This is a genomic window from Rossellomorea sp. RS05 (assembly GCF_039822645.1).
In the GTDB taxonomy this organism is placed as follows: Bacteria; Bacillota; Bacilli; order Bacillales; family Bacillaceae_B; genus Rossellomorea; species Rossellomorea marisflavi_B.
In genome coordinates, this window is record NZ_JBDKWY010000002.1 from 228,871 (window position 1) to 253,143 (window position 24,273).

Consider the following 24,273-nt stretch of genomic DNA (forward strand, 5'->3'; position numbering starts at 1 on the left):
CTAAGAGAGAAGGGGGAGATCTCCATGAACATCAAGAAAGCAACGCTGAGCGACCTTGAATCAGTCGCACATTTATTCAATGAATACCGTATCTTTTACAAGCAACCGTCTAATCCCGAAGGCGCAAAAACATTCATCCAAGAGCGTCTAACCACCGGTGACTCCATGATTTTTCTTGCAGGTGATGATCAAGGAATGATCGGATTCACCCAACTTTATCCGACATTCACTTCGATCGGGATGAAGAGGGAATGGATCCTCAACGATCTTTATGTGTCTGAAGAAGCCAGGGGGTCGGGGGTCGGAGAGGCTCTGCTTCATAAGGCGAGGGCGTTTGCCTGGGAAACGGGGGCTGCTTCCATCTGCCTCAGCACGGCACCTGACAATAAAGCGGCGCAAAAGCTGTATGAAAAGAATGGGTACCACCAGGATCAAATCTTTCTTCACTATGAATTGGAGCTGTGACATATGGTGAAATTATATATTACAAGACATGGTGAAACACAGTGGAATAGAGAGAAACGGATGCAGGGGTGGAAGGATTCGGATTTAACACCGGAAGGAGAAGAAGACGCCCGGGCCCTTGCGCAGGTATTGAAGCGGGTTTCCTTTGAGGCTGTATACTCAAGCCCGATCGGTCGGGCAAGGAAGACGGCAGAGCTGCTTGTGAACCAAGCCCCCATCATCCTCGAGGAAGATCTGAGGGAAATCGGGATGGGCGATTGGGAGGGAAGGACGCAGGAGGAAGTGAGGGCCGCCGATCCGGAACGCTTTCATACGTTCTGGAACAAGCCCCATGTCTATGAGACCGAGACGGGAGAGACCTTCAATCAGCTTATGGACCGTGTGGAGTCTTTCTTGAAAAAGGTTCAGGTTCACCAGGGGACGATCCTTGTGGTGACCCATTCCATTTTCATCAAAGCCCTGCTGGCCTACGTAAAGGAACTCCCACTGGACAAACTGTGGTCGCCTCCCTTTATCGAGGCCACCAGCCTCACGGTCATTGAAGGGGCCGGGGGGAAGTATGAGATTGTGGTGGAAGGAAATACTTCGCATAAAGAGTAAGAAAATTGAAACTTTTTACAGACTGAACCGTATAAGCTAGTAAGAGCATCAAAAGGGAGGTGAATCTTATGTTGTGGATCATCATTGGGATCGCTGTCGTATTCGGTCTCGGCTCTGCCCTCATCAATGGTCGAAGGGAGACATCCTCCTTTGATGTGGCAAACAGTCAGGAACGAGTGCTTCAAGAAGAAGAGAGGATCAAGGCAAGCAGTTGGTTCGGCGGCGGATTCTAAGAAATACGTGGGGTATTCATTGCTCCACGCATTTTTTTAGTGGGAAGGGGAATCGGGAATCATCGTGATGGCGATGGTTCTCAGTGATTTCCCATCCTTTTTTTCTTGAGTAGCGCCGGTATAGTATTTCTTCACGATTTCCCCGATTTCTGTCTGCAATTCCTGGTATCCCGCATCACTCAATTTCATTTCAACCATGGAAAAAGATGCTTTGTCCTCATCGTCTCCGATTTGTTTCAGATAATTTTCATATTGAGCGGATACCATGAGCTGATACCGAGAGAAGTGGAGGAGCTTTTCCTCACCTGAAGCTTCCTTCCATTCTTCTTTGGAAATGGTGGCTTCCTCTTCATTCAATACATAGTATTTTTCAGAAACAGACTTTACTTTTTTCTCACGGGTCACACGGATGATCCCTGCATGGGCAAGGGTCTGGATGTGGCGATAGAGTGTGGCTTGCGGGACATCTTCAATCACTTTGACCATTTCTAAAGGCGTCAGACCAGCTGCTTTGTTCCTCATGAGAGCCTGGCATATTTTCATCCGGACGGGATGCATCATCAACTCGGCTTTATTTTTCAATGGAATGCTCCTTTACGTGGGGTTTGTAATCTCATTATAAAAAATGAGAATAAGAATTGCAATTCCTCCACTTATCAATTATCATTATCAATAATGATAATGAAAAGGATGATGAAAATGACATTACATTATGGGTTGGATGATCTTCCCTTTTTGGATATAGAGGCCTTATTGCCGCTGATCCTGCCGATCGTGATCATCAGTCTGATACTGATCGCATTGGCCTTGGCAGATTTATATAAGTATAGGGAGTTCAGGGCCCATAAGGGTATGTGGGTGTTGATCATTGTGTTTGTGAATACCCTTGGTCCTGTCCTTTACTTTGTGTTCGGTCGGAAAGAGGGGAAGAGAAGATGAAGCTTGATGTGAAAAATGTGAATAAAACCTACAAGGGTCATGTGGCCCTCCAGCCTTTCTCGTTGGTGGTGGATGCGGGGACTTGCACAGGTCTGATTGGACCGAACGGTGCAGGGAAGTCAACATTGATGCGACTGATGACGGGTATGGAGGAACCTGACACCGGAGAGATTCTATTGAATGATAAGCCGATCTCTTCTATGAAAAAGGAAATCGGCTACCTCCCTCAGTATCCCGCCTTCTACGAATGGATGACAGCCAGTGAACACTTGACGTTCATGGGACGCCTATCAGGTATGGCTCCCTCTGCACTGGAACATGATATCCACGCGCTTTTGAATAAGGTTGGACTTGCAAAACGATCAAATGATCGCATCGCCACCTTCTCAGGAGGGATGAAACAACGATTGGGAATTGCCCAGGCACTATTACATAAGCCCTCTCTGGTCATTATGGATGAACCTGTATCGGCCCTTGATCCTGTCGGGAGAAGGGAAGTGCTCTCGATCCTGGACGAAATCAAAAATCATACGACCTTGCTCATCTCCACGCATATTCTTAGTGACGCAGAGGAAATCTGTCAGCGCTTTGTCATTATGACGGAAGGGGAAAAAGTTGAAGATGCCATGATCCAAGATCTGTTAGATCGGTACTCCCGGCAAATCATCCGTTTGGATGCAGCTTCCATGGAAAGGGGATGGGTGGATCATGTTGCCGGGCTGCCGTTTGTAGAATCAGTCAATGTCACAGGGAGAAGCATGAATATCCTGCTCAAAGATCTTGTTCGGGATAAAGGAAAACTCTTGCAGGGAGCGCTGGATTATTCAGTGGATATCCACAAATTCGAAGTGGGCCGGGATTCACTGGAGGAGATCTTTATAAGGATGGTGACAAAGTCATGAAAAATACATGGACTATTTTCAAGAAAGAAAGCAGGCAGATGGGATTGGAGTATAAGTGGATCTGGCTGCCGGTCGTCTTTATCCTTTTAGGGGCTACGCAGCCTGTAACGAGCTATTATCTTCCTTCCATCCTTGAAATGATGGGTGGAGAGCAGGGGATTACCGTGGATCCATCGAAATTTGTACTGGACGGCAACACCATACTCGCTGCCACCCTCGCATCCCAATTCGATCAGATGGGACTCATCATCATCGCCCTCTCGTTCATGGGAATCATACAAGGAGAAAAGGCATCGGGGATGCTTTCATTCATGATGACGAGACCTTTGAACCTGCGCTCTTATCTACTAGGGAAATGGGGGGCAGCCTTTAGCTTGATTGCCTTCAGCATGATGGCAGGATTCGGAACTTCCATGTTCTACTCACACTATCTATTCGACGGAGTGAATGTGGTTATAGGAATAAAGGCATTTTCGATTTATCTTGTGTGGGGCATGTTCATCCTCAGTGTGATCATGACAGTCAGCACGCTCCTGCGGGGAAGTGGTTCTGTGGCATTCGTGTCAATCGTCATCCTGCTTCTATTCAGGATGCTTGCAGGATTGAATCCCCTAGTTGATTTGTTCAATCCTGCTTCCCTCAGTCTAGAGGCTGCCAGTGTCCTGAAAACAAGCGGAATGATGTCCGGTATCACGTGGACGTTACTGCTTGTGGCTGTCTGGATCTCCCTTCTTTTCTCCCTGAACGAATGGCTGATCAAACATAGAAAAGTATATCTCCGCCACGGCTAAGGGGTGTCCTCCGAAACTCGGTATTTATCATATGATTCTCTCTCTGTATAATGGATAATACTGGTGGACTGTGAGATGATAAGGAACGCACAGATGAAAGATTACGAGAGTCTCGCGGTTTTGATGGGTTCTCTCGGCTATCCGTCCACATCTGAACAGATGCGTGGCCGGCTTGAAAAAATCGTAAAAAAATTTGTGAAGAGCCTTCATTCATGAAAGGGAGGACAGCGATGAATATCACATCACAATGGAACCAGGAGGAACGCGACCTGATACGGAGCAAGGTGATTGAATACAATGGGGACAGGCTCCCGGATGAAGTCAAGCATCCTGTGAAGCAGGTGGGCTTCATGGTAAAAGATGATAATGGAATTGTCTTCGGCGGGATCACTGGAACGATCTTCTGGTATCATCTGCATATCGATTTTCTTTGGGTCGATGAAAAGCTCAGGGGAAAGGGGTATGGACAAGATCTGGTCCGTCAAATGGAAGAGGCTGCAAAGGAAAATCAGTGCAGGCTCATCCAGCTTGATTCCTTCAGCTTTCAGGCTCCACACTTTTATCAAAAACTGGGGTATACTGTCGCGGGCGTTGTGGAGTCACATCCAACGCCAGAACACCAACAGTATTACCTAGTCAAAAGGCTCGACTGATGGTACAGGTGAAGTGGGATGGAAGCTGGAAGACAAGACTGAAATGGGGATTCTCGGCGTTAGGAATCGTCTCAATCCTGTTATATGGGTCGATTGTGATCTTCGGGTATAAAGGGTCCGGTGACATTCAGGGATTCCCTGTTCCTGTGTCGGCACATGTGATGAATGAAACGAAAAGCATCAAAAATTACAGATGGAAGCCGGCTGCCCGTGAAGGGGATCTCCCACTATCCTATAAAATAAGGATTATTGCTGCGGGGTGGAGGGTGCAGGATAAAGAAGGTCACACCGTCACATACGGGAAGAGGGCCCATAAAGTCGAGATGGTGACGGGAGAAGACTATCTGTTCCTTGAACAAGTGAAATGATACCCGGCTTGGAGAATGTATCAACTCTTGCAGGCATACCTATATATCAGATGCCTCTTTGGGTATCGAAAAATCAATGGGGCGGGAGACGGGATATGATGGGTACAGTTGCCATGGTCCTTCAGATTTTACTTGGTGCAGGATTTCTCATGTTCGGGTGGATGAAGTTCACATCGAAACAGATGGTGGATGAATTCCATCGTTACCGGATGCCGGTTTGGTTCCGGATCTTCACTGGGGTGGTGGAAGTCATCACAGCAGTCCTGCTAATCATAGGGCTGTGGAATGAAACCTGTGCAGCTATCGGAGCGCTGGTCGCTGTCGTGACGATGGTGGGTGCGATCTTCACCCATCTCCTCCGTGTGAAGGACCCGGTTGCCAAGTCGGGAATGCCCTTCCTTTTGTTGATTCTGAGCTTGATTGTCCTCTATTTGAACAAAGGCGGATTTGGCCTTTGAAGGAGATCGAGGACGAAGAAAGTACGAAGCGCCACCAGGGTCCTGTCGATGGGATCGTGGGGGCGCTTCGTTTTATTGATGGGGCAGATCTACTGTCCGGCGAAGATCCAATGCAGTTTTTACGTAGTTCTTGGCCGTCGCTTGATAGTAGGCAGACTGGACGGTCATGGCGGCTACGATCAGTACATTCCAAACGACGGTCAAATCTTCTTCTGTCACATCCTGCAGGGCGGGTAACAGGCTCCTGCACTCTTCCTGTATGAACTGGTCGATCGCTTCATTGACGGAAGTGTCACCGGTGGCAGTAGCCGTGGGAAGGGCATGATGGTGGATGCGGTCGAATACAGAAGCGTAGGCGCTGTATAGTTCGATTGGATTGATGATGTCATCGTGGCGGTCTTCTATATTATTGAACACAAGGGTGAGGACCCCGCGTATGGACTCGAAATCAAGGGAACCTTTCAAGTCCTCGACGATGAAGAGCATGGCTGCTTGGGCCATCGTGTATTTTTTTCCGTGGAGTGGAGAGCCGATGAGTTCCTTCACATCCCGTTTCACCCAGTTCTGTACGGTACTTTGCGGAAAGTTGGTGAACTCGATCTGGTTCCCAAGGGACACGATCTCATTCAAGGAGAATCCTGTATTCCCTACGTGGGAGTCTAGGACCTTAACCAGTATTGGCGGCATCCCCTGTGAAGGGTCGCATGTGCCCCATGCGTCCACGAGCACTTCCTGTGGACTGCGGGAGAACTGTCCTGATAGGGCCATGAGAAGATCGGCCATGTTTTTTCGTGTAAGTTTGTAGGTCTCCACCGCAATCGCTCCGTTTCTTTTCTTTATCTTCTACTATAGTATCGACTGGATGGAAGCCCGTCAATCGAAGTTTCGCGTGCACTTTATTCTTGTCTTTTATAGGAAAAAACCGTATAATGAACTCATATATAAGTTCATTTGAACTTGAAAATAGGAGTGAGGATCTCGATGGGTAAACGCATATTTTATTTTCTGTTGACGAACGTACTCGTCCTTCTGACCATCAGTATCATTTTTTCACTGACAGGTGCAGGACGCTACATCAATGCTGATGGCAGTCTCGATCTGGTTGCACTTCTGATTTTTAGTGCGATCATCGGTTTCACTGGTTCATTCATTTCACTTGCCATGTCCCGTTGGATGGCGAAACGCATGATGAATGTCCGTGTCCTTGACCCGAATGGGGCTTTGACTGCGGATGAGCAGAGTGTCGTGGAGAAGGTCCACCGCCTTTCAAGGGCTGCAGGTCTTACGCATATGCCGGAAGTAGGAATCTACGATTCACCTGAAGTGAATGCATTTGCGACAGGTCCTTCCAAGAAGAAATCACTTGTGGCCGTATCGACCGGTCTTCTTTACGAAATGGATGACGATGCCGTTGAAGGTGTCATCGCCCATGAAGTTGCCCACGTGGCAAACGGTGATATGGTGACAATGACCCTGTTGCAGGGTGTGGTCAATACCTTCGTAGTATTCCTGTCCCGTGTCGCTGCCTGGATCGCTACACGCTTTGTGAAAGAAGAAATTGCGCCGATTGTCCACTTTATCGCCGTGGTTGTATTCCAAATCGTTTTCTCCATCCTTGGAAGCCTCGTCGTGTTCGCGTATTCCCGTCACCGTGAATTCCACGCTGACCGGGGCGGAGCGGATCTTGCAGGTAAGGATAAGATGGTTCATGCCCTTCGCATGCTGAAGGATTACACTGGACGCATGAAAGGGAATGATGATACAGCCATCGCTACATTGAAAATCAATAATAAGAAAAAGTCTTCCATCTTCTCGACTCACCCGGACCTTGATGTCCGCATCAGTCGCCTGGAAGGCAAATAAGAAGCATGAGAGCTGCATCCATAATCGGATGCAGCTTTTTCTTTTTCCCATTCCTTCACTTCGGCGGATGAAGGGCAAATATGGTACCATGGGGACAAATGAAGAAATTTTTTGCAAATGAAAGGAGCCACTATGACAAATCAGTCAGGCTGGAACTTAGAGAATACGTATGAAGGGTTGCCCCCATTCTTCTACTCGTCAATGAAACCCGTTCCTGTAGAAAAACCGGAATGGGTGATCTTCAATGAAGAGCTTGCCAGATCCCTTGGCATTACCGATCAGGATGTGGACGTCTATGCAGGAAATCATGTGCCGGGAGGAGGACACCCCCTTGCCCAGGCTTACGGAGGGCACCAATTCGGGTATTTTAACAGACTGGGTGATGGCCGTGCCGTCCTCCTTGGTGAACAAGTGATCTCAGGAGGAAACCGGGTGGACATACAGCTCAAAGGTGCGGGTCGTACTCCCTACTCACGCGGGGGAGATGGAAGGGCAGCGCTTGGGCCCATGCTTCGTGAATATGTAGTCAGTGAAGCGATGCACGCCCTTGGCATCCCCACGACCCGGAGCCTTGCCGTCGTCAAGACGGGGGAGAGCATCGTCAGGGATCGACTGCTTGATGGAGCCGTTCTTACAAGGGTCGCATCCAGCCATATCCGGGTGGGAACCTTCCAGCTGGCCGCCAAAGCGGGGAGCCTGGAAGACTTGCGAGCCCTCGCGGATTATACGATCGACAGACATTATCCGGGTGTGAAGGGGACAGACCAGCCTTATCTTTCCCTCCTTGAACAGGTGATGGACGCCCAGGCATCACTGATTGCCAAGTGGCAGCTTGTAGGGTTCATCCATGGGGTCATGAATACGGATAATATGGCGATCAGTGGAGAAACCATCGACTATGGTCCATGTGCGTTCATGGATGCATTCAATCTTGAAACAGTCTTCAGTTCCATAGATGAGCAGGGGCGCTACGCGTATGGAAACCAGCCACCGATCGCAGGATGGAACCTGGCCCGTTTCGCAGAGAGCCTGCTACCTCTCTTGGATGAGAATGAGGAAAAGGCGGTGGAGCTTGCACAGGAGACGATTTCCGCTTACCCGTCCCTTTATCACGCGTACTGGCTGGACGGAATGAGGTCGAAGCTCGGTTTGTTCCATCCGCACGAAGATGATCAAAAGCTGGTCGAAGATCTTCTGACGATGATGGGTAATCATGGGGCAGACTACACGAATACCTTTCTTGATTTGACCTTTGACAGGGAAGAGAGGAACTCCCTCGCTGGTACGGTCGAATTCGCCCAGTGGCAGGAGAGATGGGAAGAGCGTCTGGATGAACAGCCGGAGTCGGAAGCCAAGGCAAGAAAGCTGATGCGCGACCATAACCCGGCTGTGATTCCTAGGAATCATCAGGTGGAACGGGCGCTGGACGCTGCGGTGGAGGAAGGAGACCTGTCCGTTTTGACGACACTCCTCGACGTACTCAAAAAACCATATGATCACGAAGGCTGTCCCGTTTCTTACCAACACCCACAAAATCCGGAGGACGGACCATACCGCACATTTTGTGGGACCTGATTGTTGAAGCAGCCGCCTTTCGCACTGGGCGGCTCATACATAGAAGAGGAGTGATGGCAATGCTTGAACTAATAGAGAAGCTTCGTACAGACCGACCGCTTGTCCACAACATCACCAATGTGGTGGTGACCAATTTTACGGCGAATGGTCTTCTGGCCCTCGGGGCATCGCCGGTGATGGCGTATGCCGAAGAAGAAGTGGAAGAAATGGCGGGGATTGCCGATGCCCTCCTTTTGAATATCGGGACCCTCTCTTCCGACGTCGTAAGGTCCATGATCCTGGCAGGAAAAGCGGCGAATAGAAAAGGGATCCCTGTGGTTCTCGATCCTGTAGGTGCCGGAGCCACGACCTTCCGTACCGAGATGACGGCCCTCATCCTTAAGGAGGTTGACGTTTCCATCATCAGGGGGAATGCGGGAGAAATCGCTTCCGTCCTTGGGGAGCGTTGGACCATGAGAGGGGTGGACTCAGGAGATGGGGACGGTGACCGAACAGCTTTGGCCGTCAAGGCGTCCCGGGAATTCGCCTGCATCGTCATCCTGACGGGTGAGGTGGATATCGTGACAGATGGAACCACTGTGTATCGTATACGGAATGGTCATCCCGTCATGACCCAAGTGACAGGGACTGGATGCTTATTATCTTCTGTTGCCGCGGCTTTCGCAGCCGTAGGACATGAGCCGCTTCAGAGTGCGGTCGCTGCCGTTGCCTCCTATGGGGTTGCAGCAGAAAAGGCAGAGCGGCACTCAAATGGTCCGGGCAGCTTCTGCGCCGCATTCCTTGATGAGCTGTCCAGGCTTCAGCCCGACGATGCAAAAGCCTTCAACGTTGAAAAAGGGGAAGCGTGATGGAAAAGAGAACATCTGCAATCAAAGAAGCACTGAAGGTGTATTTCATCATGGGAAGTACCAACTGTCACCGGGATCCCTTGAACATTCTGGAAGAAGCGATCCGCGGGGGGATTTCCCTCTTCCAATTCCGTGAGAAAGGGCAGGGGGCCCTCTCAGGTACACAGAAGAAAAAGCTTGCGACAGCACTCCAACAAGTATGCAAAGAGGCGAACATCCCCTTTATCGTCAATGATGACATCGACCTGGCTGTGGAGATTGATGCAGATGGAGTCCATATCGGGCAGGAGGATGAAGCGGCCTCCATCGTAAGGCAGCGTCTTGGAGCTGGAAAATGGGTAGGGGTTTCTGCCCACACAATCGAGGAAGCGGAGCGTGCCATCAAGGACGGTGCTGATTACCTCGGACTTGGCCCCATCTACCCGACAAGCTCGAAGGACGATGCCGAAAGCGTGAAGGGGACCGCCTTCATTCGGCAATTCAGAGAACATGGATTCTCCATTCCCTTGGTCGGAATCGGAGGGATCACGTCAACGAACGCGGCTGCCGTGATGGAGGCTGGAGCGGATGGTGTATCGGTCATTTCGGCCATCTCCGGGTCTGAAGACGTGGAGGATGCAGCCACTCGATTGAATCAAGCGGTTCATTCCGGATATGCGAATCAATAAAAAATACTGAAATCCGCCTGAAGTCCTGGTGGATTTTTTCATGTGTGCATGGAACGTTTTAATGCTTGGAAAAAGGGGAATTTTGTTCAATTGTTACATAAGATTCAAGCAATCCAGACGAAAGTATCGTCTTTGCTTTTTATGAGAAAACTACCGATACCAGTGTGAACAAGAATGTGCTGACACATCAGAATGTTCAACGTTTATTCATTGTTATGTTACTTAATCTGTGTTACGATTTATTTAAGTTACATTAGTGGGGAGGGTTCTGGATGGAATATGTCGATCCCATTAGGGATATTGAAAACATCAATGCCATCAAGGATAACCTGCGAATGCAGTCCCAGCGGGATTTGCTTCTGTTCGTGTTCGGGATCAATACGGGAATACGAATCAGTGATCTGCTGTCATTGAAGATTGCTGACGTGTGGGAAGAAGGGAAAGGGAAGGAGTTTTTGTGTCTTAAAGACTCCAAAAGTGAAGAGGAAGGTGCTTTCTATCTGAACGGAAAGATTCAGGAAGAACTGCAGGCGTATCTCGGTCCCCTTGACTTTTCACCTGAGGATTTTCTTTTTAAGTCAAAGAAACATGCTCAGGCCATAACGAGACAGCAGGCGTATCGCATCATTAACAAGGCCGCGAAAGAAGTGGGGATACCAGGGAAGATCGGAACCCATACGCTGAGGAAAACATTCGGGTATCATGCGTACAGGAAAGGCATTGCCATTTCGATCCTCATGAAAACCTTTCATCACCATTCTTCTTCGGAAACCTTACGATACATCGGGATTCATCAGGACGAACTCCGTCTGGTGAAAGTGGATGTGAACCTGTAAAAAGGCATAAGAAAACCCCCACCCATCAAGGTGGAGGTTCGCGTTGAAATTATAGATAGTCGTCATCTTCTGAATCATTCGGTTGTACGGAAACATTCGTCAAGTCCTTGACGATTCCTTCTTCTACTTGAACCTGGAGCGTTTCCCGGTCTTTCATGAACTTGAAAAGTCCATTATTGAAATCGGTCCCTGATTCCTTAAAGAAGATTCCTTCGTAGCGCATGGCCTTTGTGTGCTTGAACGTAAGACGGTATTGATCGTCTTCTTCCACGAGATAAGCACGGCAGCCTTTTTCAAAGTGACCATCAGGATTCTTGAGGGCGCGGGACACTGAAATGATGTGAAGGTCCACAAATGGGACTTCCCGCAGCAATGAATTGATGATGGAGCCTTTAGCGATTTGTTCCCAGCGGCTCTGGGCAGTCTGTCCAAGGATGATCTGGGTGACGTTCCGCTCCCTTGATACTTCTGCGATCACCTTTGAAATCGGGCGTTTTTCATTATCTTTTATGATGAAGGCATCGGCATTATGCTTCTCGGCTAGTTCTTTCCACTGGGAAATGTAGGCCGACTTCTCTGCATCCAGTTCATCGAAGGGTTTCGGATCGACGGTGAGGATGTAAAGAGGGCATTTCATCATATTGGCGATCTTGCATCCGCGCTGGATGAGGCGCTCCCCGTTCGGTCCGTAATAGACACATACCAGGATGCTTTCATCCATCCGTTCTTTTATCGGTTTCATGATTATTTTCACCTCGAAGCTGTGTAAATTTCCCTTGCTATCTTCAAACTATGTATGACTATAACGCATGCCATAATAGTCGTCAATGGATTTCTTACTATATCTAGAAGTTCCGAAAGATTAAGAAATAGATTGTTGAAAATTATTCAAAAAGGAGGGGCTCACTTGTCTTGGATCCATCTAGCCGTCTTGCTCCCGATTCTGTTCGCCATCTTGGTTCCATTCATCTATAAACTGGTTTCACCGAAGATCCATACCGGCTGGTTCGTTCTTGTTGTTCCACTTCTGGTCTTCATCTACCTATTAACCTTTATCCCCAATCTCGCAGCCGGAAATACGTATGAAGCATCTGTATCATGGATTCCTGCGTACGATATCGACTTTGTCCTCACCGTCGATGGCCTCAGCCTATTATTCGGCCTTCTGATCACCGGGATCGGAAGCTTGGTCATCTTTTATTCCATTTACTATATGTCGAAGCACCGTGAAGCGCTACACAACTTCTATGTGTATCTGCTCCTCTTCATGGGAGCCATGCTCGGTCTGGTGTTCTCGGATAATATCTATGTCCTGTATGTGTTCTGGGAAATGACGAGTATATCCTCATTGCTCCTCATCGCGTACTGGTATGAACGGGAGCGTTCACGCTACGGAGCACAGAAGTCCATGCTCATCACCGTGTTCGGCGGACTCGCCATGCTTGCTGGCCTCATCATGATCAGCATGATGACAGGAACAAACAGTATAAGGGGCATCTTGTCACTGGCCAATGGCCTTCAGGATCACCCACTCTTCCTTCCTGCCATGATATTGATTCTGTTGGGGGCATTTACGAAATCTGCCCAATTTCCTTTCAGCATCTGGCTTCCGGACGCCATGGAAGCACCGACACCCATCAGTGCCTATCTCCATTCAGCGACCATGGTCAAAGCTGGTATCTATCTCGTCGCCCGCTTCACAGCGTTCTTCGGGGGATCGGCCGAATGGTTCTGGATCGTATCGGGGGTCGGCCTCATCACACTCCTGTATGGATCGGTCAACGCCGTGCGCCAGACGGACCTCAAAGCACTCCTTGCGTATTCGACGATCAGTCAGCTTGGCATGATCATGAGTATGCTAGGCCTCGGTTCCGCCGCTCTGTATTTCGGGTATGGGGATGAATCCACCGTCTATGGGACGGCCATATTCGCGGCGATCTTCCATATGGTGAATCACTCCACATTCAAAGGTGCCCTCTTCATGGTGGTCGGTATCATCGACCACGAAACCGGTACCCGTGATATCCGGAAACTTGGGGGGCTCGTACGATTCATGCCGATTTCCTTTACGTTGACTGTAGTTGGTAGTTTTGCTATGGCGGGCCTTCCGCCGTTCAATGGCTTCCTCAGTAAGGAGATGTTCTTCACTGCCTTGGTGAAAGCGTCGGAGCTGTCAATCTTCAATGTCGGGTTCATCGGCCTCCTCATCCCGATCATCGGCTGGGTGGCCAGTGTCTTCACCTTTGTATACTGCATGATCCTTGTATTCAAGACATTCGGCGGGCGCAACAAGCTCGCGAAGAAAGGGAAGGTCTTACATGAAGCGCCATTCGGGTTGCTGCTGAGTCCGGTCATCCTTGCTCTGATAGTCATCATCTCATTCTTCGTACCGAATGTGATGGGGGATTATCTATACAAACCGGCCTTTAATGCCATCCTTCCCGAACTTCATGAAACCATCAAACTGAAAGAAATCAGCGCATGGCATGGATTCAATCTGGAGCTGTTCATGACCTTTGGTGTCATCGTCTTCGGTATCATCCTTTACAAGACGCTCCGGAAATGGTTCCGTCTCTATTTGAAATATCCGCAAGCCCTGACGCTGAATAATGCCTACAATGTCGGGATCGAGAAGATGGAGAAAGTCTCAGGTGCCGTGACAAATCGCTATATGACTGGTTTCCTGAGGGACTATCTCGTTTATATCTTCGTATTCTTCATCCTGATGGTCGGAGGTTCCCTGTTCCTTACGGGAGGGTTCGTCTTCGATACGTCGAACGACAGTCCAATCACAATTTATGAAGCCGGATTTGTACTGATCCTTGTCCTGTCAGGACTATCGGTCCTATTCGCCAAGACGAGGCTGACAGCGGTCGTTTCCGTAGGGGCTCTCGGGTTCCTGATTTCATTCCTGTTCGTCTTGTTCAGGGCGCCGGATCTTGCCCTGACCCAGTTGGTGGTGGAAACCGTCACAACGACGCTTTTCCTGTTATGCTTCTACCATCTTCCTCAGATGAAGAAGGAAGTAAGCAAGATCCCGTTCAAGTTGACCAACGCCGTCATCGCCATTCTATCGGGAGTGGTCGTGACCCTGGTTGCCCTGTCTGCAAATGGTACAAGAATGTTCGATTCGATTTCGAGCTACTATGAGAATTCGTATGAAATCGCTGGTGCAAAAAACATCGTCAATGCGATCCTGGTCGATTTCAGGGGGATTGATACCATGCTTGAAATCCTGGTTCTATCGATCGCCGGTCTGGGTGTTTACACACTGATCAAAATGAGAGGAGGAGGGGATAAGAATGAAAAAGCCAAATGATATTATCATCAAGAATGTCACGAGGGTGGCCATCGTCATCATCCTGGCCTTCGCCATCAACTTATTCATTTCCGGTCATCATCACCCCGGTGGCGGATTTATCGGCGGTCTGGCGTTTTCGTCAGCCTTGATCCTCCTGTTCCTCACTTTCGATATGGAATCGGTCCGTCGCAACCTGCCTGTCGATTTTAAGGTCCTGTCTGCTGTCGGTGTCCTCATCGCCGTCCTGACGGGTGTAGGTGGAATGGTATTCGATAAGCCGTTCCTGTTCCAGACCTACGATTACTTCGACCTTCCCATTTTCGGGAAGACGGAGCTCGCCACTGCGGTCCTATTTGATATTGGTGTCGCCCTCGCCGTCATCGGGACGTCCATGACGATCATACTGAGCATAGGGGATGATCGCTGATGGAAACACTGATGTCCATTGTTGTCGGTATCCTTTTTGCCATTGGAATCTACTTGATTTTGACAAAGACGCTTCTACGAATCATTTTGGGCACTTCGATCCTGGGGCATGCAGTAAACCTCTTGATCATCACTATGGGTGGTCTTAAGAAGGGTGGTCCTCCTCTTCTCGGAATCAAATCCCTCACCTATGCGGACTCGCTGCCTCAGGCCCTCTTGTTGACGGCGATCGTGATCAACTTCGCCACGACGGCCCTTTTTCTGGTGTTGAGCTACCGCGCCTACAAAGTGCTGGGTACAGATGACACAGAACAGATGAGAGGTTATGAGAATGAATAATGTGATCATATTGCCTATCATCATCCCGATCATCGCCGGGATGGTGATGGTCATCTTCAGAAAAAATATACCGTTTCAGCGATTCCTCGGGGTCATAGCCCTCCTGGCATCGATTGCCGTTTCCTTCGTACTGATGGAGGAAATCAAAGTGAACGGTCCCCAGTCCCTTCAATTAGGCGGGTGGGAAGCCCCATTCGGTGTCACGATGGTAGCGGATATGCTTTCGGCACTCCTGCTTTTGGTCTCCGGGATCGTGGCTCTATGCTGTCTCTTTTATTCCTTCCGGTCAATCGGTAGGAATAGGGAAGAGCATTACTTTTATCCGCTCTTCCTGTTCCTCATCACCGGGGTGAACGGGTCATTTTTGACCGGGGATATCTTTAACCTGTTTGTGTGCTTTGAAGTGATGCTTGTCGCTTCGTATGTGCTGATTTCCCTTGGAGGGGAGAAGGTGCAGCTCAGAGAAAGTTTGAAATACATTCTCATCAACATCATTTCGTCCTTCCTGTTCCTGGTCGGAATTGCATATCTCTATGCTACTCTTGGAACATTGAATATGGCTGATTTATCCCTGAGGGTGGAAGAAGCCGGTCAAGACGGGCTGATCACAACGATCGCGATCGTCCTGCTCACAGTGTTCAGCCTGAAGGCAGGCCTATTCCTGTTCTTCTGGCTCCCTGGTTCATACGGAGCACCACCGACGGCGGTGTCAGCCGTATTCGCCGCCCTTTTGACCAAAGTGGGAATCTACGCCATCATCCGGATGTTCACCCTTGTGTTCTATCATGAGCCCCAGGTAACCCATCTCCTCATCGGCATCCTAGCAGCCCTTACCATGCTGTCAGGAGCGATTGGAGCCGTCGCTTACTGGGATATCAAGAAGATTCTGACCTATAACGTCATTGTCGGTGTCGGCTTCATCCTGGCGGGTCTGGCTTCGTTTAATCCAAATGGAATGACAGGCTCCATCTTTTATCTCATTCACGATATGATCGTGAAGGCCCTGATCTTCTTGTTGGGGTGGACGATCATCCACTTGACGGGAACAAGCAAGCTCAGGAACATCAGTGGACTCATCACGCTTCATCCGCTGTTCTGCTGGATGTTCTTCATTGCCGCGCTGTCCCTTGCAGGAATCCCGCCATTTGGAGGGTTCCTCGGAAAAGTCCTCATCACGAAGGGAACATTTGAGGCAGGGTATTTCTGGCTGGGAGGCATCGGTCTGTTGACCAGTCTCATGGTCCTGTACTCCATCATGAAGATCTTCATGAACGGGTTCCTCGGAGATACCGAGCTGACCGAGGAAAAAGAAAAAGGAAGCATCAAAGGCCTCATGTGGCCGATCAGTATCCTGACGGCCCTTACCATCTTCCTTGGACTCGGAGCACAAGGTGTACAGGAGTATGTGAATATTGCGGTGGAGGGATTGATGAACCCGTCCATTTACATTGAAGCCGTCATTGGTGTCAATCGATAAGAAAAGAGGTGGTACCCCATGCCCATGCAAATCCTGATCAATCTTCTGATCGGTTTCATATGGATGTTCTTTCAGGAAAGCTTCAGTTTCCTCACCTTCTTCAGCGGGTATTTATTCGGTATAGTGGTTCTGTTCATTTTAAGGCGTTTCCTGCCTCATAAGTTCTACCTGGAGTCGCTGGTGGCCATCATCCATTTATTCCTTGTTTTCATCCGGGAACTGTTTGTTTCCAGCGTCCAGGTCTCTCGTCATATCATCAAGCCGAAGATCGATGTGACACCCGGTGTATTCAAGCTTGAGACCGATCTTGAAGGGGAGCTTGAAGTAACGCTCCTCGCGCTCCTGTTGAATTTGACCCCGGGGTCCGTCGTCATGGAGGTTTCCGATGACAATAAACGATTCTATCTTCACGGCATCAACCTTCCGAGTGCGAAAGAATCGGCATACAAATCCCAGAAGAAGCTGGAGACTGCCATAAAGAGGGTGACCAGAAATGATTAAAGCCATATTGATCTGTTCCCTTGTCGTCCTGACCATTGCCATCCTGGCGACCGTGTACCGGATCATCAAGGGACCGTCAGCACCCGATCGCGTCCAGGCACTGGATGCCCTGGGAGTCAAGCTGATTTCGGCGGTAGCGATCTTTTCGGTCCTGCTACAGAATTCGGGCTTTTTCGAAGTCATCCTTCTTATCGGGATCCTTTCATTCATCGGCACGCTTGCTTTTGCGCGCTATATAGAAAGGGGTGTCGTCTTTGAACGTAACAAGTCCGATTGAAGTCGTTGCCGTATTCTTGATCCTGATCGGAACGATCTTCAGTTTGCTCAGTGCAATCGGGCTCGTCCGTCTGCCGGACATCTACACCCGGTCTCACTCAGCTTCAAAGAGCTCCACGGTAGGGGTCTTGTTCACCCTCATCGGTGCCTTCCTGTTTTTTATCATGGAAGGGGTGTTCAGCATCAGACTGTTCCTGGGCATTTTCTTCGTGTTCCTTACGGCGCCAGTCGCTTCCCATGTCATCGTCAGGGCAGCATACAGGTCCAAAGTCGAAATGTGCGACGAAACCGTACAGGATGAGTTGAAAGATCTGCTGGAACAGGACGAAGCCAATTATCATACGGAAACGAAAGATGAGGAGACAAACGCTTCTTCATCGAGTAAAACAGAGAAGGCCACTGAGTAAATCGGTGGTCTTTTTTATGTGAAATTTGACTGATATTATGCAGTTTATCCATCTTTCCACATGTGACGAAACACACCAATAAGAACCAAACTTTGTAAAAATATGTTTGCGGGAAGAGAGTGCGGGTATAAAACTGGTAACAAAATGGTTGACAAATAAGGAGGTAGCTACATGAAGCGAAAGGCAGCATGGTTCAGCATTCTACTGGCGATGATTTTGACCCTGGGGGCTTGCAGCAGCCTGCAGACGGCCATCAGTGGTGGCAAGGAAGAGAAGAAAGAAAAGACGGAACAAACGGGTGAAGAAAAGACCGCCAAGAAAGATGACAGTGATCAATCTGGAGAAGCAGATGCGGAAGATTCGACGGATGCCACGGCAACAGAGGAAGAAGGTACTGCATCGGGGGATGGGGGAACGGCATCAATCGATGACATTCCGGCAGATGGAAGCGTCCAGGATGATTCGCTGAGTACTGAAGACGACCCATTCAATGACGACTCTTCCGATGCGTTCAACAGTCCGGCTGCAGGGGAAGCTGAGACCACGATGCCTGGTCAGGGACCCAGTCTTGAAGCCAGTGAAGAAGAATTTGCCTCCTTTGATAAAGAAATCCAGCTTGCTATATTCCAGGCGAGTATGATGGAAGTGATGTTGTACTATGATTATGGAATTGGAAATCCCGACTTTTACATTAAAGAAAACATGACCGAAGAGGACGTACAAATGGTCAAATCGGAACTTCAGACCTTCCAGATAGAGGAACCTGTCTACAAGAGCATGCATGATGACGCCTTGGGCTTGCTTGATTCGATCGACAATAGCAAAGAAGTGGACGGAGATATCAAGAAATACAAAGAAACACAGGACAAATACCTGGCAATCTCAGAAGACATGATTAAGACAATTGAGAAAGTGAACGTCGATAATGCCGCCGAAACCAGAGCGAAACTTGATGATATGACGACAGAATACTTGAGGATTTCAACTGAACTGGGTGTCATCATGAAGGACATCGTCGTCAAACAGGGGCTTGACCACGCCTATTTTGTAGAAGCCCTCGACGGGATTATGACGAGTGCAGGGATGGACGGCGTAATCTAATAATAAATAGAGGGTTGGAAAAACGTGTTGTAGCTATAGTAAAACCCGAATTCATTTGCCACCGATCAGGCAAATGAATTCGGGTTTTAATTTGTTTCATGACTATTTTTATTTACTTGTTTCTAGCGGTTGCACGGAAATCATTAGCGGTATATAGAACCTATACTGGTCGTGTTAAATGGTACTTTTTTTGTTTAGTCCCGACCTCATTTTTATTTGGACTGACAATGTGGACAGTAATACAGCCTTCTGGAAGCGGCCGTGATTTTCTCAATCTCGGTCCCGCAGCGATAGCATGAGGAACCTTCACGATTGAAGACCCAATGGCGGTAACGGGACCGCGTCACACCTTCTTGTTTCAGCTTTTCTACTAACTGCAGGTCATTGGTGATCCCAGCGGTTTCGTAGGATTGCGTCATCAAATGAATGATGGCTTCGGCAGCAAGGGTCAGCTGGTCATTACTACAGTCCATGGGACGGAGTGTCGGATGGATCCCTGAGACGAATAGAATTTCAGAGCGAAGGTAGTTCCCGATACCGGCAACGAAACTTTGATCAAGCAGCAGCTGCGCCCATTTGCGTTTCCTGAATGCTTCCATCCTGGCCAGGATGTCTCCACTTGTTACGTCTTCACTGAGAATATCCGGACCCACCCGTGCAATGAAGGGGTGTAAATGGACCTCCTCATCCCGCATGACTTCAATATCAGAGGCGCTATAGAGCAAAGCGGATTTCTTTTCATTGTGTATGGCTACGCGCAGCTGGCGGTTGGTTTTTGGGTATTCATAGGCTTTTTTCACATACCATCTTCCATACAGCTGGTTGTGTGAATACATCGTATAGCCGTTGTCAAAGCGGATCAGCATCGCTTTTCCCTTCGTGTCCACCCTGGTAATTTTCGTTCCCTGAAGGAGACTTTCATATCCCTTTAGCTGTGGGAAGGCAAAGAAAATCTCCATGACGGGAAGATGGGCGAGAGCTTTTTGAACACGGTCGGCAGCCCTTCTGATTTCCGGTCCTTCCGGCATGGTGTCATCCCCCTTTTTCTATATACGTTCCCGTATTCCCATGGAAATAATCAAATGGGTATTTTTTCACCAAGGGTAAGGTGTGGGTGCGCTTACATAATTTTGGTGTGATTATTTTTATATTGACAGGAATGAGGGTTCTTGTTAATGTTTATAACAATCTCATAATTCTTATCCAGAGAGGTGGAGGGACTGGCCCTTTGAAGCCTCAGCAGCAGATCTTCTTATGAAGAAACTGTGCTAATTCCAGCGGGTGATCAAACCTGATAGATAAGCAGTTTATTTGTCGGTAACGCACTCGTTTTGAGTGCGTTTTTTGTTTGTCTGCTCATCCCAGAATCAAGAACGCGGAGGATGCCAACATGAAAAGTGAAGCAAAAGACTTTAAGAGGAAAATGAAAACAAGGCATTTGATCATGCTCTCCCTTGGGGGCGTGATCGGAACGGGGCTTTTTCTCAGCTCGGGGTATACCATCCATCAGGCAGGTCCATTCGGTACGATCCTTTCTTATTTGATCGGAGCCATCGTCGTGTATCTTGTCATGATGTGCCTCGGGGAGCTTTCGGTACATATGCCCGAGACGGGATCTTTCCACAGCTACGCGGCAAAGTACATCGGGCCGGGTACCGGTTATGCCGTCGGCTGGTTGTACTGGCTGACTTGGACGGTTGCCCTTGGATCTGAATTCACGGCTGCCGGTCTGATGATGCAGCGGTGGTTCCCATCAGTGAGCGTATGGATCTGGAGTGGGTTATTTGCAGCCATCATCTTCGGTATGAACGCGTTCACGGTCCGATTTTTTGCAGAATCTGAATTCTGGTTCTCCCTTGTCAAGGTAGTCGCCATTGTCTTTTTCATCATTGCAGGAGGGGCTGCCATCGTCGGCTTCGTGCCCCTTGCCGATTCATCCCCGGCACCATTCTTCACAAATATCACCGATGCGGGGTTATTCCCGAATGGGGCATTTGCCATTATCATGACAATGCTTGCCGTCAATTTCGCCTTCTCCGGCACCGAACTCATCGGGGTAGCAGCGGGTGAAACGAAGGAGCCTACCAAAACGATTCCAAAGGCGATCCGGACAACCCTTATCAGACTCGTCATCTTCTATGTAGGGACGATTGTGGTGCTTTCTGCCCTCCTCCCAAGTGAAGCGGCAAGCGTATTGGAAAGTCCATTCGTCGCCGTACTCGGCAGGATCGGGATTCCATATGCGGCAGACCTTATGAATGTGGTGATCATCACCGCCATCCTCTCCGCAGCCAATTCCGGCTTGTACGCTTCTTCCAGGATGCTTTGGTCACTTGCAGACAAAAAGACCATACCGTCTTTCTTCGGTAAATTGACCAAATCGGGCGTTCCCCTCGTAGCCACCATCACCAGCATGTTGGGAGGCGGGCTTGCACTCTTATCAAGCATTTACGCACCCGATACAGTATATATCTTATTGGTATCGATTTCCGGACTGGCTGTCGTATTTGTCTGGATGAGCATAAGTGCATCGCAGTTCTTCTTCAGGAGACGCTTCATCAAAGAAGGTAACAGCGTGAAGGACCTGGCATATAAGACGCCATTGTATCCATTTGTCCCGATTGCATCGTTCCTTCTCTGCCTTGCATCCGTCATCGGTATCGCATTCGATGAAGGTCAGAGGGTGGCACTTTACTGCACGATCCCGTTCGTCGGCTTCTGTTATGCAGCGTACTATGTGACAAACTATGTGAAAAAGAAGAGGAGTGTCGAGTATGTCAACACAAGTGAAACACAATCCCATTGAAGCCATCTTGAGGAGTCACGCCACGGTCATCCTGGACGGGGCGCTCGCCACTGAACTGGAGTCCCATGGATGCGATCTCGATGATCCGCTGTGGTCTGCCCGGACCCTCATTGAGAACCCGGGGGCAATCTCGGCCGTCCACACGGACTACTTCCGAGCCGGAGCCGATTGTGCTATCACAGCAAGCTACCAGGCAACAGTGGAGGGATTCGGTAAACGAGGGATAGGCGAGGAGGAGGCCATTGGTCTGATCAAGCAAACCGTATTCCTGGCAAAAGAAGCAAGGGATTCATTCTGGGATGAAGAATGCAGTCGGGACAACGGTCGTCATAAGCCTTTCGTAGCGGCCTCTGTCGGTCCGTACGGTGCGTATCTGGCAGATGGGTCCGAGTATAGGGGGGATTACGGCATTTCGAAGGAAGAACTTGCAGCCTTCCATCGTCTCCGTATTCAGGCCCTTGTTGAAGCCGGAGCCGACGTTCTGGCTTTTGAAACCATCCCTTCATTTGAAGAAGCGGAAGTGTTGGTATCCTTATTGAATGAGAATCCCGGTGTTTATGCCTGGTTATCCTTCTCGTTGAGGGATGGATCCCGGATCAGTGATGGGACGAGGGTGGCCGATTGCGCACTTGCCTTCAAGGATATAGAGCAGATTGCTGCAATCGGTGTGAACTGTGCACCGATCCCGGAAGCGACGGACGCCGTCAAAATCCTTCATCAGCATACAGATCAACCGATCATCGTCTATCCCAATTCCGGGGAAACCTATGATGCGGAGACCAAAACCTGGCATGGCCAGGAAGCATGCGGAAGTTTCATTGACCAGTCCGATGCATGGTTTGAAGCAGGTGCGAAGATCATTGGTGGCTGCTGTCGGACCGGACCTTCCCATATTCAGGACCTTTCTGATAAGTGGAGGAAACGCGAAAAATAAATCAACAATAAAAAAGGAGGCCGATGAGCCTCCTTTTTTATGTGGGGTCAACCTGCTGCAATGAGACTTGCCACAACAGCGATGATGGGGATCGCCGTCATGAGGGCGTACCCAATGAAAAATGTGGATTGTACCATCGCTTTTGTCTGCTTCTCCGCATGGGGATCTTTCACCAGGTCCAAAAATGTCCGCAATAGCACCACAAAGTTGATGGCGGTCACCGCGATGGTGATAGCCACAGGAACGACGACAGATCCTGTAAAGGACTCAAGCATGATGAAACCAAGGACGATCAGGATCAAAGGAAGAGCTTCTGCTATCGCCACCCCGATGAACATCCTCGACTGGATCTGCTGCCGATGATCAGGGTTTGCCGCCATCTCCCCCATGGCTTTCCGGATCACGATCCCAATGCCCGTGGTCGCAACGATGGCTGCTAATGCCATTAAGTATAAAGCCAAAGAATCACCTCAGATTTAATAGTATTGAAGATTTTGTCACATAACCATATTATAGGAAATACAGGAGGCGCAGGCAACCATTAACAAAAGTAGATTCTGAGAATGGAGTGGAAAGATGAATGCAGACCTTGAATCACTGGGATCACCCCTTCGGGACCTGGAGAAGGTATTTAAAGAAAAAATCGAGCCATACCGGTCCGATCTATGGAGATACTGCCGGACCTTGACGCGATCCCCGTGGGATGCAGAAGATCTGGTCCAGGATACGCTCCTCCGTGCGTTTTCATTATTGCCCAAGCTCTATCAGCCTATTGAACCTAAAGCCTATCTATTCAAGATTGCAACGAACCGTTGGATCGATCAAAGGAGGAAGCAGGAACGGATCGAGATGAGGGAGGACATGGAGGAAATCAATGCAGCAGGAGAATTCGACTATCAGCTTCTGGAAAATCTGGAGCATCTCGTCCACATTCTTACCCCTGTTCAATACGTATCGATCATTTTGACTGATGCATTCCTATACAAAGGGAAGGAAGTGGCTCATATCATCGGGACGACGGAAGCGTCCGTCCATGCTCATGTAAGCCGTGCACGAAAGAGTTTGCGGAAGTATAATCCTGTTTCTAATGCCAAATCAGGAACGAGCGCATCTGTGGATTCTCTTCAAGCTGATCCGGTCATCGCCACCATGTTGGAAGGATTCCGGTCCAAGGACCCCGAAAGGATCGCATCCGTCCTTCATGAAGAGATCCAGACGGAGATTGTCCATTCAGGGCTGGAGATCGGCTTGGAAGAGACAAAGAGGCATTCCTTGGAGGATTGGCATCAGATTGTCCAGGATCAACAAACCATCATCGGGGAGTACCGTCTGCTATGGGGTGCCCCGGGATTGTGGAACTGGAGGAGAAGGAGGACGGGAAGAGGTATCTCAACAATCTTCACCGTATCGAGATCGAGGAAGGCCTCATCATCTCCTGGAGATTCTACTGCTTTTCATGGGATCTGATGAAGCAGGCTGCCGAAGAACTGGATGTAGAATTGAACG

Annotated in this window: 30 protein-coding genes and 1 riboswitch; of the genes, 25 read left to right on the forward strand and 5 right to left on the reverse strand. The window is 49.1% G+C overall.

The window, feature by feature from the left end; all coding sequences use genetic code 11:
* The first annotated feature begins 24 nt into the window (after nucleotides 1-24).
* From ABJ225_RS08885 to ABJ225_RS08895, 3 genes are all read left to right on the forward strand, one after another.
* Nucleotides 25-465, forward strand: coding sequence for a GNAT family N-acetyltransferase (locus ABJ225_RS08885; RefSeq protein WP_347319676.1), 441 nt, complete (start codon nucleotides 25-27; stop codon nucleotides 463-465).
* A 3-nt stretch (nucleotides 466-468) separates the two neighbouring features.
* Nucleotides 469-1,065 (forward strand): histidine phosphatase family protein, encoded by a 597-nt coding sequence (locus tag ABJ225_RS08890; protein ID WP_347319678.1) that lies wholly within the window; start codon nucleotides 469-471, stop codon nucleotides 1,063-1,065.
* 68 nt (nucleotides 1,066-1,133) lie between these two features.
* Nucleotides 1,134-1,298, forward strand: a complete 165-nt coding sequence (locus ABJ225_RS08895) for a hypothetical protein (protein ID WP_347319680.1) — start codon at nucleotides 1,134-1,136, stop codon at nucleotides 1,296-1,298.
* A 36-nt stretch (nucleotides 1,299-1,334) separates the two neighbouring features.
* On the opposite strand, the gene ABJ225_RS08900 is transcribed toward ABJ225_RS08895, so the two are convergent.
* On the reverse strand, nucleotides 1,335-1,880 hold the full coding sequence (locus tag ABJ225_RS08900) for a helix-turn-helix domain-containing protein (RefSeq protein WP_347319682.1): 546 nt from the start codon (nucleotides 1,878-1,880) through the stop codon (nucleotides 1,335-1,337).
* 117 nt (nucleotides 1,881-1,997) lie between these two features.
* On the opposite strand from ABJ225_RS08900, the gene ABJ225_RS08905 reads away from it, so the two are divergent.
* The 6 genes from ABJ225_RS08905 to ABJ225_RS08930 all read left to right on the forward strand — a co-directional run bounded on the left by ABJ225_RS08905 (nucleotide 1,998) and on the right by ABJ225_RS08930 (nucleotide 5,409).
* On the forward strand, nucleotides 1,998-2,237 hold the full coding sequence (locus ABJ225_RS08905; protein WP_347319684.1) for a PLD nuclease N-terminal domain-containing protein: 240 nt from the start codon (nucleotides 1,998-2,000) through the stop codon (nucleotides 2,235-2,237).
* Nucleotides 2,234-3,139: an ABC transporter ATP-binding protein gene (locus ABJ225_RS08910; RefSeq protein WP_347319686.1), complete on the forward strand. Its 906-nt coding sequence runs from the start codon at nucleotides 2,234-2,236 to the stop codon at nucleotides 3,137-3,139. The genes ABJ225_RS08905 and ABJ225_RS08910 overlap by 4 nt, the downstream gene beginning before the upstream one ends.
* Entirely contained in the window at nucleotides 3,136-3,930 is a 795-nt protein-coding gene (locus ABJ225_RS08915) for an ABC transporter permease (RefSeq protein WP_347319688.1), read from the forward strand. The genes ABJ225_RS08910 and ABJ225_RS08915 overlap by 4 nt, the downstream gene beginning before the upstream one ends.
* A 230-nt stretch (nucleotides 3,931-4,160) precedes the next feature.
* Nucleotides 4,161-4,583 carry a GNAT family N-acetyltransferase gene (locus tag ABJ225_RS08920; RefSeq protein WP_218247000.1) on the forward strand — a complete coding sequence of 141 codons (423 nt, stop codon included), beginning with the start codon at nucleotides 4,161-4,163 and terminating at the stop codon, nucleotides 4,581-4,583.
* Nucleotides 4,583-4,951 carry a hypothetical protein gene (locus tag ABJ225_RS08925; RefSeq protein WP_218246999.1) on the forward strand — a complete coding sequence of 123 codons (369 nt, stop codon included), beginning with the start codon at nucleotides 4,583-4,585 and terminating at the stop codon, nucleotides 4,949-4,951. The genes ABJ225_RS08920 and ABJ225_RS08925 overlap by 1 nt, the downstream gene beginning before the upstream one ends.
* Before the next feature lie 95 nt (nucleotides 4,952-5,046).
* The gene (locus tag ABJ225_RS08930) at nucleotides 5,047-5,409 is read left to right on the forward strand and encodes a DoxX family protein (protein ID WP_286188356.1); all 363 of its coding nucleotides are present in this window, start codon (nucleotides 5,047-5,049) and stop codon (nucleotides 5,407-5,409) included.
* Nucleotides 5,410-5,481: 72 nt separating this feature from the next.
* On the opposite strand, the gene ABJ225_RS08935 is transcribed toward ABJ225_RS08930, so the two are convergent.
* Nucleotides 5,482-6,222: a DUF1836 domain-containing protein gene (locus tag ABJ225_RS08935; protein ID WP_218246998.1), complete on the reverse strand. Its 741-nt coding sequence runs from the start codon at nucleotides 6,220-6,222 to the stop codon at nucleotides 5,482-5,484.
* Between the two features lie 168 nt (nucleotides 6,223-6,390).
* On the opposite strand from ABJ225_RS08935, the gene htpX reads away from it, so the two are divergent.
* The 5 genes from htpX to ABJ225_RS08960 all read left to right on the forward strand — a co-directional run bounded on the left by htpX (nucleotide 6,391) and on the right by ABJ225_RS08960 (nucleotide 11,199).
* A complete protein-coding gene (gene htpX / locus ABJ225_RS08940) occupies nucleotides 6,391-7,272 on the forward strand; it encodes a protease HtpX (protein WP_148985222.1) in 882 nt (293 codons plus the stop codon).
* Between the two features lie 132 nt (nucleotides 7,273-7,404).
* Nucleotides 7,405-8,847: a protein adenylyltransferase SelO gene (locus tag ABJ225_RS08945; protein WP_347319692.1), complete on the forward strand. Its 1,443-nt coding sequence runs from the start codon at nucleotides 7,405-7,407 to the stop codon at nucleotides 8,845-8,847.
* A gap of 53 nt (nucleotides 8,848-8,900) precedes the next feature.
* The gene (gene thiM / locus ABJ225_RS08950) at nucleotides 8,901-9,695 is read left to right on the forward strand and encodes a hydroxyethylthiazole kinase (RefSeq protein ID WP_347319694.1); all 795 of its coding nucleotides are present in this window, start codon (nucleotides 8,901-8,903) and stop codon (nucleotides 9,693-9,695) included.
* Nucleotides 9,695-10,363 (forward strand): thiamine phosphate synthase, encoded by a 669-nt coding sequence (gene thiE, locus ABJ225_RS08955; RefSeq protein WP_347319696.1) that lies wholly within the window; start codon nucleotides 9,695-9,697, stop codon nucleotides 10,361-10,363. The genes thiM and thiE overlap by 1 nt, the downstream gene beginning before the upstream one ends.
* Before the next feature lie 272 nt (nucleotides 10,364-10,635).
* A complete protein-coding gene (locus ABJ225_RS08960; protein ID WP_056534368.1) occupies nucleotides 10,636-11,199 on the forward strand; it encodes a site-specific integrase in 564 nt (187 codons plus the stop codon).
* A 49-nt stretch (nucleotides 11,200-11,248) separates the two neighbouring features.
* Here the strand turns inward: ABJ225_RS08960 and ABJ225_RS08965 are convergent, their stop codons facing one another.
* The gene (locus ABJ225_RS08965; protein WP_048005115.1) at nucleotides 11,249-11,941 is read right to left on the reverse strand and encodes a universal stress protein; all 693 of its coding nucleotides are present in this window, start codon (nucleotides 11,939-11,941) and stop codon (nucleotides 11,249-11,251) included.
* A gap of 165 nt (nucleotides 11,942-12,106) precedes the next feature.
* Between ABJ225_RS08965 and ABJ225_RS08970 the strand changes: the two genes are divergently transcribed.
* From ABJ225_RS08970 to ABJ225_RS09005, 8 genes are all read left to right on the forward strand, one after another.
* Complete coding sequence (locus ABJ225_RS08970) at nucleotides 12,107-14,518, forward strand: Na+/H+ antiporter subunit A (RefSeq protein ID WP_347319698.1); 2,412 nt, start codon at nucleotides 12,107-12,109, stop codon at nucleotides 14,516-14,518.
* Nucleotides 14,502-14,927, forward strand: coding sequence for a Na(+)/H(+) antiporter subunit B (locus tag ABJ225_RS08975; protein ID WP_048005113.1), 426 nt, complete (start codon nucleotides 14,502-14,504; stop codon nucleotides 14,925-14,927). Before ABJ225_RS08970 ends, ABJ225_RS08975 begins: the two co-directional genes overlap by 17 nt.
* Complete coding sequence (locus tag ABJ225_RS08980; RefSeq protein ID WP_048005112.1) at nucleotides 14,927-15,265, forward strand: Na(+)/H(+) antiporter subunit C; 339 nt, start codon at nucleotides 14,927-14,929, stop codon at nucleotides 15,263-15,265. The genes ABJ225_RS08975 and ABJ225_RS08980 overlap by 1 nt, the downstream gene beginning before the upstream one ends.
* On the forward strand, nucleotides 15,258-16,742 hold the full coding sequence (locus tag ABJ225_RS08985; RefSeq protein WP_347319701.1) for a Na+/H+ antiporter subunit D: 1,485 nt from the start codon (nucleotides 15,258-15,260) through the stop codon (nucleotides 16,740-16,742). Before ABJ225_RS08980 ends, ABJ225_RS08985 begins: the two co-directional genes overlap by 8 nt.
* 18 nt (nucleotides 16,743-16,760) lie before the next feature.
* On the forward strand, nucleotides 16,761-17,243 hold the full coding sequence (locus ABJ225_RS08990) for a Na+/H+ antiporter subunit E (protein ID WP_218246992.1): 483 nt from the start codon (nucleotides 16,761-16,763) through the stop codon (nucleotides 17,241-17,243).
* Nucleotides 17,236-17,520, forward strand: coding sequence for a Na(+)/H(+) antiporter subunit F1 (locus tag ABJ225_RS08995; RefSeq protein WP_048015147.1), 285 nt, complete (start codon nucleotides 17,236-17,238; stop codon nucleotides 17,518-17,520). The genes ABJ225_RS08990 and ABJ225_RS08995 overlap by 8 nt, the downstream gene beginning before the upstream one ends.
* Entirely contained in the window at nucleotides 17,489-17,926 is a 438-nt protein-coding gene (gene mnhG, locus ABJ225_RS09000; RefSeq protein WP_481900611.1) for a monovalent cation/H(+) antiporter subunit G, read from the forward strand. The genes ABJ225_RS08995 and mnhG overlap by 32 nt, the downstream gene beginning before the upstream one ends.
* 171 nt (nucleotides 17,927-18,097) lie before the next feature.
* Nucleotides 18,098-19,027: a hypothetical protein gene (locus tag ABJ225_RS09005; RefSeq protein WP_347319704.1), complete on the forward strand. Its 930-nt coding sequence runs from the start codon at nucleotides 18,098-18,100 to the stop codon at nucleotides 19,025-19,027.
* Nucleotides 19,028-19,239: 212 nt separating this feature from the next.
* Here ABJ225_RS09005 and nei read toward each other — a convergent pair whose 3' ends face one another.
* Nucleotides 19,240-20,055: an endonuclease VIII gene (nei, locus tag ABJ225_RS09010; RefSeq protein ID WP_347319706.1), complete on the reverse strand. Its 816-nt coding sequence runs from the start codon at nucleotides 20,053-20,055 to the stop codon at nucleotides 19,240-19,242.
* Between the two features lie 168 nt (nucleotides 20,056-20,223).
* A riboswitch (SAM riboswitch) is annotated at nucleotides 20,224-20,332 on the forward strand.
* 85 nt (nucleotides 20,333-20,417) lie between these two features.
* Between nei and mmuP the strand changes: the two genes are divergently transcribed.
* Both mmuP and mmuM read left to right on the forward strand, forming a co-directional pair.
* On the forward strand, nucleotides 20,418-21,833 hold the full coding sequence (gene mmuP / locus ABJ225_RS09015) for an S-methylmethionine permease (protein ID WP_347319708.1): 1,416 nt from the start codon (nucleotides 20,418-20,420) through the stop codon (nucleotides 21,831-21,833).
* On the forward strand, nucleotides 21,802-22,767 hold the full coding sequence (mmuM, locus tag ABJ225_RS09020; RefSeq protein WP_347319710.1) for a homocysteine S-methyltransferase: 966 nt from the start codon (nucleotides 21,802-21,804) through the stop codon (nucleotides 22,765-22,767). The genes mmuP and mmuM overlap by 32 nt, the downstream gene beginning before the upstream one ends.
* 47 nt (nucleotides 22,768-22,814) lie before the next feature.
* Here mmuM and atpE read toward each other — a convergent pair whose 3' ends face one another.
* Entirely contained in the window at nucleotides 22,815-23,228 is a 414-nt protein-coding gene (gene atpE, locus ABJ225_RS09025) for an ATP synthase F0 subunit C (RefSeq protein WP_347319712.1), read from the reverse strand.
* A gap of 115 nt (nucleotides 23,229-23,343) precedes the next feature.
* On the opposite strand from atpE, the gene ABJ225_RS09030 reads away from it, so the two are divergent.
* Nucleotides 23,344-24,234, forward strand: a complete 891-nt coding sequence (locus tag ABJ225_RS09030; protein ID WP_347319714.1) for an RNA polymerase sigma factor — start codon at nucleotides 23,344-23,346, stop codon at nucleotides 24,232-24,234.
* Nucleotides 24,235-24,273: the final 39 nt, after the last annotated feature.